Source organism: Micromonospora yasonensis (genome assembly GCF_026013475.1).
In the GTDB taxonomy this organism is placed as follows: domain Bacteria; phylum Actinomycetota; class Actinomycetes; order Mycobacteriales; family Micromonosporaceae; genus Micromonospora; species Micromonospora yasonensis.
In genome coordinates this window covers 16,024-27,107 of the sequence record NZ_JAPDPH010000008.1, presented here as the reverse complement: position 1 = coordinate 27,107, position 11,084 = coordinate 16,024, and the positions used below count along the sequence as shown (strand labels likewise).

The 11,084-nt window shown below is 71.2% G+C and carries 9 protein-coding genes; 5 read left to right on the top strand and 4 right to left on the bottom strand.

Features of this window, described 5'->3' with window-relative positions; translation table 11 throughout:
• Positions 1 to 51: 51 nt before the first annotated feature.
• A complete protein-coding gene (locus ONA70_RS03455) occupies positions 52 to 1,230 on the top strand; it encodes a phospholipase D-like domain-containing protein (RefSeq protein WP_265004848.1) in 1,179 nt (392 codons plus the stop codon).
• 52 nt (positions 1,231 to 1,282) lie between these two features.
• Here ONA70_RS03455 and ONA70_RS03450 read toward each other — a convergent pair whose 3' ends face one another.
• Positions 1,283 to 2,005, bottom strand: coding sequence for a hypothetical protein (locus ONA70_RS03450; RefSeq protein WP_265004847.1), 723 nt, complete (start codon positions 2,003 to 2,005; stop codon positions 1,283 to 1,285).
• A gap of 247 nt (positions 2,006 to 2,252) precedes the next feature.
• On the opposite strand from ONA70_RS03450, the gene ONA70_RS03445 reads away from it, so the two are divergent.
• The 3 genes from ONA70_RS03445 (at position 2,253) to ONA70_RS03435 (ending at position 6,136) form a co-directional block, all read left to right on the top strand.
• A complete protein-coding gene (locus ONA70_RS03445; RefSeq protein WP_265004846.1) occupies positions 2,253 to 3,545 on the top strand; it encodes a phosphodiester glycosidase family protein in 1,293 nt (430 codons plus the stop codon).
• A gap of 327 nt (positions 3,546 to 3,872) precedes the next feature.
• On the top strand, positions 3,873 to 4,529 hold the full coding sequence (locus ONA70_RS03440; RefSeq protein WP_265004845.1) for a YceI family protein: 657 nt from the start codon (positions 3,873 to 3,875) through the stop codon (positions 4,527 to 4,529).
• 98 nt (positions 4,530 to 4,627) lie between these two features.
• Positions 4,628 to 6,136 (top strand): hypothetical protein, encoded by a 1,509-nt coding sequence (locus ONA70_RS03435; protein WP_265004844.1) that lies wholly within the window; start codon positions 4,628 to 4,630, stop codon positions 6,134 to 6,136.
• A gap of 54 nt (positions 6,137 to 6,190) precedes the next feature.
• On the opposite strand, the gene ONA70_RS03430 is transcribed toward ONA70_RS03435, so the two are convergent.
• Genes ONA70_RS03430 through ONA70_RS03420 form a run of 3 tightly spaced genes read right to left on the bottom strand, consistent with a single transcriptional unit; the run spans position 6,191 to position 9,998 of the window.
• On the bottom strand, positions 6,191 to 8,662 hold the full coding sequence (locus tag ONA70_RS03430) for an ABC transporter permease (RefSeq protein ID WP_265004843.1): 2,472 nt from the start codon (positions 8,660 to 8,662) through the stop codon (positions 6,191 to 6,193).
• On the bottom strand, positions 8,659 to 9,384 hold the full coding sequence (locus ONA70_RS03425) for an ABC transporter ATP-binding protein (RefSeq protein WP_265004842.1): 726 nt from the start codon (positions 9,382 to 9,384) through the stop codon (positions 8,659 to 8,661). Before ONA70_RS03425 ends, ONA70_RS03430 begins: the two co-directional genes overlap by 4 nt.
• Positions 9,381 to 9,998, bottom strand: a complete 618-nt coding sequence (locus ONA70_RS03420; protein ID WP_265004841.1) for a PadR family transcriptional regulator — start codon at positions 9,996 to 9,998, stop codon at positions 9,381 to 9,383. Before ONA70_RS03420 ends, ONA70_RS03425 begins: the two co-directional genes overlap by 4 nt.
• Before the next feature lie 139 nt (positions 9,999 to 10,137).
• Between ONA70_RS03420 and ONA70_RS03415 the strand changes: the two genes are divergently transcribed.
• On the top strand, positions 10,138 to 11,004 hold the full coding sequence (locus ONA70_RS03415) for a Rieske 2Fe-2S domain-containing protein (RefSeq protein ID WP_265004840.1): 867 nt from the start codon (positions 10,138 to 10,140) through the stop codon (positions 11,002 to 11,004).
• The last annotated feature ends 80 nt before the right edge of the window (positions 11,005 to 11,084 follow it).

Sequence of the window (11,084 nt, the reverse complement as noted above, 5' to 3'; positions counted from 1 at the left end):
GCCTCCGTGTGCCTGCTGGCCGCGGGATTGTCCGCCGGTGCCGAGCCCGCGGTGGCGGTACCCACCACCACCGCGGTCTTCAACAATCCGCTCGGTACGGCCACGGAAAAGGCGGCGATCCAGACGCGCATCGTCGAACTGATCGACGGCGCGCCGGCCGGCTCCCGGATCCGGATGGCGATGTTCTACGCGAGCGACGCCACCGTGCCGAACGCCCTGATCGCGGCGAAGAACCGGGGGGTGAACGTCCAGGTCATCTTCAACGACCACGACCCCGCCACGGCGCCGTACGCCCCCCTGGTGGCGGCTCTCGGCACCGACCTCGGCGCGTCGTCGTGGATCATGTTCTGCCCGCCGGGTCGCGGTTGTATCGGCGACCGGGTGCTGAGCGGCGTGGGGTCGATCAACCACAACAAGTTCTTCCTGTTCTCCAGCACCCAGGGTGCCGCCAACGTGGTGGTCCAGTCGACGGCCAACCTGCACACCGGCCGGGACGGACTCGGCGGGTGGAACGCCGCGCTCGTGCTGGTGGGGAACACCGGCATCTACAACGCCTACAGCGGCTACTTCGACGACCTCCAGGCTCGCGTGGTCAACAACAACTACTACGACACCGGGCGGCCCGCGGTGACCTCCGGCAACGCGAAGGTCCACTTCTTTCCGCGGCAGGAGAGCAACGGACAGCCATACAGCGACCCGAGCGAAGACACGATCATGACGGCGCTCAACAACGTCGCCTGCTTCGGCAACTCCGTCGTGGGCACGCAGGACGGCACCCACCGCACCATCATCCGGGTCAACCAGGCCATCTTCAGCCGCACCTACGTCGCCTCGAAGCTGTGGGAGCTGGACGAGGCGGGCTGCTACGTCGAGGTGGTGCAGCGGTACGACCCGGGCAGCAACTCCGAAGTCACCGCGATGAAGAACCTCCTCGCCGCCACCAGCAGCGGCTACGGCGGGCCGGTCGTCAGGTACTACTGCATCGGCGACAGCGTCTGGACCCACAGCAAGTACCTCCAGGTCGAAGGCAACTACTACGGCGGCGCGGACCGGACGATCACCTGGGTCGGCAGTCACAACTTCAGCTACAACTCGCTGCGTCAGTCGGACGAGGCGCTGCTGCAGCTCGAGGACTCCACGGTGTTCAACGCCTTCCGGACCAACTTCCGCACGGTCCGCGACACCCCGGGGATCAGGTCCGCCGCCAACGGCGGCACCGCGACCTGCTGACGAAGCGGCGGTCCAGCCGGACCACGTTCCCTGTCGAGCAGGTGGTGCGAGATCACGCGGTTGGCGGTGGGCACCTGTCGGGCAGCGTGACCTGCCCTGGCTGGTGCCTGAACGTGCTCATCGTGAACCACTCGTCCAGCGCTGGATCGAGGAGGTTTTGAATGCCGAACTGCAGCACCTGCCACCACTGGCTCGGATCCCTCTGGTCGACGTAGACGTCACCGAGCGCGAGCGGGATGCGGGGATGTTCTCCCGGCTGGGTGGAGCCCGCAACCACACCAACCCGCCAATGATCGACGTGCCGGTCGTTGTTCCCTTGTAGAAACTCCGGGCCTACGAACCGCGCGGTCTTCAGGATGTCGTTCAGGATCTGGCGGTTGAAGAACCCCACCGCATGGCAAGGCTGCGGCGGATTCGGCGGGATGCCCGGCCACTTGTAGGTGAGTGTGTAGAGCGTGTTGTGGTAGATCAGGTTGGTGAACCAGATCGGGTATTCCGGGCCCCCGGCGATCATTTGGCTGTCGCCGTCCCTGCCCTGCCAGGTGAAGGGGACATCGATGCCGAGGTCGCGAACGATGTACCGGCCCGTTCCCTGAAAGTCTGCCGGGAGTAGCGGGGGGCGTGGCTCTTCCGGCGGTGCGGGTGTGGTGCTGTCAACCAGGGCCGTACCCAGATGCGATGGGGCGATCGCCATGGCCGGTACGGTCGCGGCGATGGCGATCAAGCCGCCGACAGCCGCCGAGACCACTGCCCGAAGTCCTCGAGTCCGTGCCATGTCCCCTCCATGGGTGTGAGACGGCGCGATCACGCTGACGCTCCGACAGCGCTCCGGCGATCGTAAAATCGGCGACTCCGCGCGATGACCGAATCGGAGAATAGGTCACCTTTCGGGGCAGACGGGACGATCGGCACCGCATCCGGTGGCGCTCCCGCAGATCGGCCCCGTCGTCCTTACCGCACAATTCGCCGACGTGTCACGTGGAGTCGGGCGCGTAGTTCGGTGGCGGCACCAAGATCACGGCATGACTGTTTCCACTCCTGACCTGTCCCGCTTCCGCCGGGCCGGGGCGTTCGCGGCGGCCGCGCTGGCCGCGGCGGCGCTCGGCGTCGTGCCCGGGGCCCGGGCCGAGGCCACCGCCGGCACCCTGCCGCTCGGCGACGCCGACCTGACGGAGGTACGCACCAGTCGTGCCCTGGCTGATGGCGTCACCCTGACCCGGATCGAGCGGGGCAGCGAGCCGGCGCCCGCCGACCAGATCAACACCACCACGCGGGGTCCGTGGATGGTCAACGTGCTCACCATCGACCCGAGCCAGGCCCGCGGGCACCTGAAGGCGACGTACGGCCCGGACCTCGCCAAGGTCGAGAAGACCACGGACCTGGTCCGCGCCTCCGGTGCCCTGGCCGGCGTCAACGCCTCCTTCTTCACCTTCACCGCCAGCCAGCTCTACCCGGGTGACCCGGTCGGGCTGGGGCTGTTCGGCGGCAAGCTGCTCAGCGAGCCCATCAGCGACCCGGCCGAGGTCAACTTCGTGGTCGACGCCAACAGCAACCGGGCCCTGACCGGGAAGCTGGGCTGGTCGGGCAGCGTACGGAACCGGCAGACCGACGCCACCCTGCCGCTGGAGTTCATCAACCACCCGCCGGTCGTGCCCGCCGGCTGCGCGGCCCTCGCCGACCAGACCCAGTGCACCCTCCCCGGCGACCTCGTCGAGTTCACCCCCGAGTTCGCCTCCGCCACCCCGTCCGGCGCCGGCGTGGAGGTCGTGCTCGACCGGCTCGGCTGCGTGGTGCACACCTCGACCACCCGGGGCACCGCCCTCGCCGTCGGCCAGACCTCGCTGCAGGCCACCGGGCGGGACACCGCGGCCCTGCTGGACCTGACCGCGCAGGGCTGCGTGAGCGCCACCTCGACCCTGACCGACCAGAACGGCGAGGAACTTCCCGTGCGGCCCGGCCTGTTCGGGGTGACCGGGCGGTACCCGCTGACCGCCGACGGCCAGATCGTCGTACCGGCCGGCTCCGGCAGCTTCTTCGACCGCAACCCGCGGACCATCGCCGGCACCACGCGGGACGGCAAGATCGTGCTCGCCACCATCGACGGCCGCCAGACCGGCAGCGTCGGCACCACCATGGACGAGACGGCCGCCGTCGCCCAGGCGCTCGGCCTGGACGACGCGGTCAACCTCGACGGCGGCGGTTCCACCGCGATGGCCGTCGAGGGCGCCCTGGTCAACCGGCCGAGCGGTTCGACCGAGCGGGCCGTCGGTGACGCGCTCGTCTACGTGGACGGCCCGTACCGCAGCGGGAGCTGACCGCTCCCAGCGGCGAGCGCCGCAGCAGCGGCCCACGCCCATAAGCAACACCGGGTGCGGCCGGCCCCGTACGGCTGGCCGCACTCTCGCCTGCCGGCATGGCCAGGGCTGCACGCGATCTCGCCGGCGGCACGGTGCAGCCCTGCGCCCCCTCGGCCGTGATCATCTTCACGCTCGCCTCTGCCGTGAGGGCCTTCACGCTCGCATGCCTCGGTCGCTCGCCGCGTTCTAACCTCGACGAGGGGTACACGTCCGGCTATTCGGGCGGAATATGCGAACCGCAGCAGAACGCTGATAGCACAAGAGCAAGTTGAGGGAAGCACAACGATGACGGGTCCTGCCACACGGCACTGGGGAGGCATCACCATCCCGGCTGCCGGCACCTATCTTCTCGATCAGGCACACAAGCGGATCGGCTTCCTGGCCCGGCACATGATGGTAAGTCCCGTACGCGGTGAGTTCGGCGCGGCGGCCGTGCGAATTGACGTGAATGAGGACCCGTTGGCTTCCTCGGTGACCGCAACCATCCAGGCGGCGACCATCGACACGGGGAACGCCGACCGGGACGCACACCTGAGCAGCCCTGACTTCCTCGACGTGGAGAGGTACCCCACGCTCGAGTACCGCAGCACCGGGATCACGTGGATGGAAGACAACGACCCGATCTTCTACTGGGCTCGCTTGCGGAACTACCGACTGGGTCGCAGGAGCGAAGCCAGCCACATCCCACCGCAGTCCACCCGATTCGTGCTCGCCGGGGAGTTGACCGTCAAGGGGATCACGCGACCGGTCGACCTCCAGGTGGAGTTCGGCGGCGCTCGCCGCGATCCCTATGGGCAGGACATCTTCGGGTTCAGCGCGACGGCCGAAATCGACCGTGAGGACTACGGCCTGGTCTGGAACGTCCTTCTCGAAAGCGGCGGTGTCCTCGTCGGGAAGAATGTGCGGATCGAACTCGCCGGCGAAGCGATTCGCCAGGCCTGACCCGACGGACCCTGGTGACGTCGGGCCAACCCGGGGTCCCAAATCGGATGGCAGGACACGGGCACCCGTCGGAAGCTCCGCGGGTATTGTCGGCCGTCATGCGGATGGTCTACACCTCGGCACCGGATGAGCTTTTCTTCCCCGCCCGCGAGCGGCTGGTGCGGCGGTTCGACCGCTGGGCCCGGAAGCACCAGCGGCCGGTCGACCTGTTCGTCATTGAGTCGCTGCTTGAGCACCGCTGGTCAGACGGTGACGGTCTGCTCGGACGTTGGCAGCCGGAGGACCTGGAAGAGGCGCTGCTCGACTGGTTTCCGCGCCAGGTGACGTTGTCGCCGAAGGAGTGGGCCGGCGCCACGCCGGCCGTGGGCGAGTTCATCGACTTCCTCTTTGACCAGGACCTCGCCGACCGGCGCTGCGCCGACCGGCAGCTGCTGCACGTTGCCCTGGACAAGCTCGCCGCCCCGTTCGTCGACGCGATGGCGGACCAGAGCCGCTACGGGCTCGCGAAGTTCTGGACCACCCGGATGCTGCATGAGGGCATCGACCTCACCGATCAGGCGGCCACCGAGCGGTTTATCACCGACCTGCATGCCGGTCGCATCGCCGTCGACGAAGACCTGCTCCACCAGGTGATGGCCAACCACCTGCGCGGCGAGGATCCCGACCGGCATCCGCCGCTGCCGCTGGTGGCCGTGCCCGACGACGACACCCTCCGCGGGCTGGCCGCCGAGTCCGTCGTCGTACGCCGGCTGCGGGAGCTGGTGCGGTGGCTCGGTGACGGGCGGACCCTCACCACCACCGGCAGGCTGCGGCTGGCCGACGCGCGGGAACTCGTCGCGCTGCTGGAAACCGGCGATGTCATCGATCCCGTGATCGGCGACCGGGTCTTCAAGACCCGAAGCAGCGACGAGCTGTACGAGCTCAGTGTGCTGGTCGCCTGGGCCCGGGCGGCCCGCGTCGTGCGGGTGGCGAAGGGGCGGCTGCTGCCGGTCAAGAGCGCGGCGAAGCTGCTGGCGGATCCGCTCGCGCTGTCCCGGCGGGCCTTCACCGCACTGTTCGAGCTCGGCGGGGCGGTGTGCGGTGCGGGGTGGGCCGAGTCGGTGCTGCGGTGGCGGTTCGACGACGCGGTGTTCGCCGTGACCATGGCCCTGTACATCGGGCCGGAACCGGTGGCGGTCGACGAGTTGCGGCAGCTCGCCTACCAGGCGGCATGCGACGGACTGGGGTTCGACCCCGGAAGCGAGGAGCAGGAACGGGGCTGGCGGCAGGCCGCTGACAACGACACCGATCGCCTGCTCGACCAGTTGGCCGAGCTCGGGGCGATCGACAAGGATGCCGGTGCTGTCGCACTGACCCCCCTGGGTGTCGGGCTGATCGCCGGGCACCTGCGTGAGCTGGGTGTGCCCGTGCCGACCCTCGACCAGATGCTCGAGGAGACCGCGGAGGTGGTGGTCGCCACCGCCAACGGGAGCACGCCGGAAACCGCCGCCGCCCTCATGCACGGGTGGTGCGCGCGCCACTCCGCCACCGCCTCGGCCGAGTTGCGCGCCCTGGCCAAACGCACCGACGACCCCGAACATCGCCGGCTCGCCCTGGCCTACGCCTGAACTGCCCACTGCCGCCGTGGCCACCGGCGGTCGGCCGGCGGTCCCCCGATTCGGCTAGTCGAGTCTGCGGCGGCCCATTGAGGGCGGTTCACGGCCGGCGAGCAGCCAGCCGGCGACCGCGGCGAGCAGCGGCAGCCCGACGACCGTCGCCGCCAGGTGCGCGACCGGTACGCCGCTCAGCGCGCCGAGGTCGCGGTGCAGGACGCTCACCAACCCGGCGTATGCGCCGGCCAGGCCGAGGAGGGCGCCGAGCAGCGCGAGCGCGCCGGCGGTGGTGGCGGTCAGGGTGCGCCGGACCCCCGGGGGTGCGCCGGTGGCGGCCAGAGTGCGCAGGTCGCCGGCCGCCTCGCCGCGGATGAGGCCGACGGTCATGGCCAGGATGCCGAGGGCGAGCAGCACGCCCGCGGCGACCGCCCCGGTCCGCAGCCCGGTGAGCGAGGCCCGCTCGTGGCGGGACTCGATGGTGAGGCCGGCGCTCACGGCGACGTTCTGCGCGGTGGTCCGTTCCTGCTCGGTGAGGGGGTGGTCCGCGTCGAGGAGCCAGCCGACCCGCGCGGGCTGCCAGCCGTGGCGGGCCATCATGCTCGCGGTGACCAGCGAGTTCGGCATCGAGGAGTACCGGGGGTTCGGGAGCGCCTGGGTCTTCGGGTAGACGCGGCGTTCGGGGATGTTCACCAGTTCAAGGGCGCCGGTGCGGACGGTGAGCACGTCGGTGTCGGCCGCGACGGCCGTGGCGTCGAGCCGGTAGAGCCGGAGCAGTTCCAGGGTGGCCACGTAGAGGGGGTACGTCGTCATCGCCTGGCCGTCGGCGACCGGGGTGCCGATCTCGACGGCCGGATGGCCGGGCTGGCTGCCGTTCTGGCCCGGCTCGGTGTCGGCCGCCACCACCGCCATGTCGAGCGGGGTCACGGTGGGCGCGTCGAGGTTGCCGGCGATCGCGTCGACCTGGGCCTGCAGGCTGGCCAGTTCCGCCGGGGTGCGTACCGGGATCACCGGGGTGGGTCGGCCGATGCGGACCAGGAGTTGGTTGTCGGCCAGGTTGCCCAGCCCGGCGGCCTGCTTGGCCTGGTGCTCGGCGGCGGCGGACCCGGCGACGACCGCCACGGAGATCCCCAGGGCGAGACTGATCGCGGCGAGTGCCGCGCCGGCCCGGGCCTGGTAGCGGACCAGGTCGGTCAACGCCAGCCGGACGGCCACCGGCATCCCGCCGCGCGCCGCGGCCAGCAACCGGATCGCCGCCGGGCCGACGAAGAGCACCCCGACGGCCGTGGCGACGGTGCCCGCGGAGATCAGGGCCGGGTTGTCTCCGCCGGACAGCACCAGGCAGGTGACGCCGGCGGCGAGCAGGACCACGGCGGCCACCGCGGTGCGTCGGGCGGGGCGGGGCCGCGGCGGCCGGGCCGACAGCGCGCTCATGATCGGCGTACGCGCGATGGCCCGCGCCGGCCACCACGCCGCGGCGGTGGCGGTGGCGACGGCCAGCAGCATCTCCGCGCCAATCGTCGGCCAGGGCAGGTCAAACCGGTCGATGTGGTGCCCGGCGGCCGTCTCCACCTGCCCGGCGACGGCCAGCCAGGCGGCGACGCCGATGGCGGTGCCGAGCAGCGCCGCGACCGCGCCGACGACGGTGCCGTTGGCCAGCAGCACCAGCCGCAGGTGCCGCCGGGTGGCACCCATCGCGGCGAGCATGCCGAGCTGCCGCAGCCGGCGTTGCGCCACCACGATGAACCCGGCCGCCGCGACCAGCGACACCAGCAGCAGGCCGACGGTGGCCAGCGCGAGGGTGACGGCGGCGACCACGGTACGGGTCGTGCCGGGCCGCGACTCGCGCACGAGGGGACCGTCGATGGTGTTGCGGAAGGCCTCCAGCGAGTCCTTGGTCCCGGTGACGAGGACGGTGACGGTTTGCGGCGGGTCGGCGTGCGCCGGGTCCACGAGGGCGAACTCGTCGGTCAGGTCTTTGGGGTTCTCCACCACCCCGACGACCAGCCGGTCGTGGCCGTCGAAGGGGAGCCGCCGGCCGAGCTCGGTCCGCAACGTACGGGCCACCCCGTCGGTGACCGCGATCTCGCCGGCGCCGGCCGGCAACCGGCCCTGCCGCACCGCCAGCATCGGCGCGCCGTACGCGCCGCGCGGGTCCTGCGCCCGCGCGTCGACCGGGTCGAACAGGCCCGGCACCTCCACGTAGCGGTGGCCGATCGCGTCGATCGTGCCGAACCACTGTCGTGCGGCGGCGAGCCGGGAGCCGAGCTCGGCCGGGTCGCCGCCCTCGAACTGCAGAAGGTGGTCGGCGCGTCCGAACCTCGCATCGCTCGTCGAGGCCATGTTGTAGGTCGCGGAGACGGCGAAGGTCGCGCCGATGACGGCGACGGTGAGCAGCGCGAGGGCCAGCACCTGCTGGCGCCATTCGCGGCGGAACAGCCGTACCGCCCAGCGGATCACGGCCCGGCGGGCCGGCAGGCCACCGCCCGGGGCGCGGCGGGGCACCGCCTTGGGCGCGGCCGACGGGGTGGCGGTCGCCGTCACGGGGCCACGTCCCCGGCGAGCAGGGTGGCCGGGCCGACCGACGGCGCGGTCTGGTCGACGACCCGGCCGTCGCGGAGGAACACCACCCGGTCGGCCCAGGAGGCGAGCTGCGCGTCGTGAGTCACCATCACCCCGGCGATCCCGCGTTTGCAGGCCGCGCGCAGCATCCGCATGACCGCTTCGCCGTTGGTCGAGTCCAGCGCGCCGGTGGGCTCGTCGGCGAGCAGCAGCCGCCGGTCGCCGACCACCGCGCGGGCGATCGCGACCCGCTGGCGTTCGCCGCCGGACAGGTCGTCGGGGAAGTGGGCGGCCCGCTCGGCCAGCCCCAGTTCCTCGAGTACGCGCAGGCCGGCGGCGCGGGCGGCCCGCGCGCCCATGCCGTCGAGTTCGAGCGGCAGCGCCACGTTCTCCACGGCGGACAGCCCGGCGAGCAGGTTCAGGTCCTGGAAGACGAAGCCGATGGACCGGCGGCGCATCCGGGCCTGCGCGTCGGCGGACATGGTCGACACGTCGTCACCGCAGACCAGCACCGTACCGTCGGTCGGTTCTTCCAGGCTGCCGGCGATCGTCAGCAGGGTGCTCTTGCCGGAGCCGCTCGGTCCCATGATCGCGACCAGCTCACCGGCGCCGACGGTGAGGTCCACCTGCCGCAGCGCGTGTACGGCGGCGTTGCCGGTGCCGTACACCTTGGACACCTGGCTCATGCTCAGCACGGCGCTCATCGGCGGGCCTCCTCGCGGGCTGGCGCGGATTCGGCCGGTTCGGCGGCGGGGCCGGCCGGTCGGGCCCGGTCGTTCGACGCCGCGTCGGTGGTGGGTGTGGCCGGTAGGCGGCGGAGCCGGGCGTCGGCCGCGTCGAGCCAGCGGACCACCGCCTCGAGCCGGAACAGTTCCGCGTCGACGACCAGGCCGAGCGCGATGTCGTCGGGGTCCGCCTCGGCCTTGAGGTGCGTGTAGCGCTGCATCTCCTCGACCAGGCGCCGGCGGTGGACCTGGAGGATCTCCCGTACGTCGACACCGGGCATGCGCACCGCCACCTGCACCTTGATGACGAGTTCGTCGCGCGGTGGGGGAGCGCCGTCGGGCGGGGTGCGCAACCACCGGTCCAGTTCGCGCTGGCCGCCGGCGGTGATCCGGAACCGTCGCTGCGCGCCGTCGCGCCCGGCCTCGTCGGACTCGACGTGCCCCTCGCGTTCGAGGCGCTGCAGCGTCGTGTAGACCTGCCCGACGTTGAGCGGCCAGACCTCGCCCGTTCGGGCTTCGAACTCCTGCCGCAGTTGCAGGCCGTACTTGGATCCTTCTGCCAGCAGTGCCAGCAGTGCATGTCGAATGCTCATGGTCCACCACCCAGCGTGAGTATACCGGGTATAATACTCAGTATTATCGCGGCGTCCAGCCACTTTGGTCATCAGGTCGCTCGCTAGAGCGCACCGAGAGGCAACGGTTTGAGAGCCGGCGGGTGGGGTATGGCCGGCCATGCGGACGGCACTGATGAACAAGCTGGAGCAGGCATCCGCGCTGGATCGGGTGGGCGACCGGCTGCAGCCCAAGGTGTGGTCGCTGCTGCGGCCGCAACGGCTCAAGGACACCCTGCATGGGGTATGGCTGGGCCATCCGCTGCACCCGGCGCTGGTGCAGATCCCGATGGGCGCGTGGATGAGCAGCGCCGTCCTCGACCTGATGCCCGGGCGGACCCGAGGGCAGGAGCAGGCCGCTACAACCCTGGTCGCCGTCGGCACGGCAAGCGCGCTGCCCGCCGCGCTGACCGGCATAAACGACTGGTCATGGCTCTGGCAGGAGGAACGGCGGGTCGGCCTGGTGCACGCCGCCACGAACACCCTGGCGGTAGCTCTCTACGCGGGCTCGCTCGCCGCCCGGTTGCGAGGGCGGCACGGGCTCGGCCGCATGCTGGGATTGTTCGGTGTGGCGACGGTAAGCGCAGGCGGTTATCTCGGCGGCCACCTCGTCTACAAGCAGACCGCGCAGGTCAACCAGGGCGCGCCGGACTTGCACCGGGTCGAGTACGGGTGGCGCCGGGTGGCCGAGGTCGACTCGCTGCCCGAGGCCCAGTTGCTGGTCAGGCGGGTCGACAACGTGCCGGTGCTGGTCTACCGCGACGGCACCGACATCACCGTCATGCTGGACCGCTGCGCCCACCAGAGCGGACCGCTCGGGCAGGGCAAGGTGATCCAGGTCGACGGGCAGCCCTGTGTCGTCTGCCCTTGGCACGGCAGCACCTTCCAATTGAAGGACGGAGAGGTCGTGCACGGCCCGGCCAGCACCGACCAGCAGGTGCTACCCACGCGGGTCACCAGCGGCGTCCTGGAGGCCAGATTGCCCTGATCGCCCGGGAGGGCGGCCAGCCGCCTCGCAACGACAAGAATCTCGCCGGGCAGCTCGCCGCGCTCGGCAGGGCGCGGTGA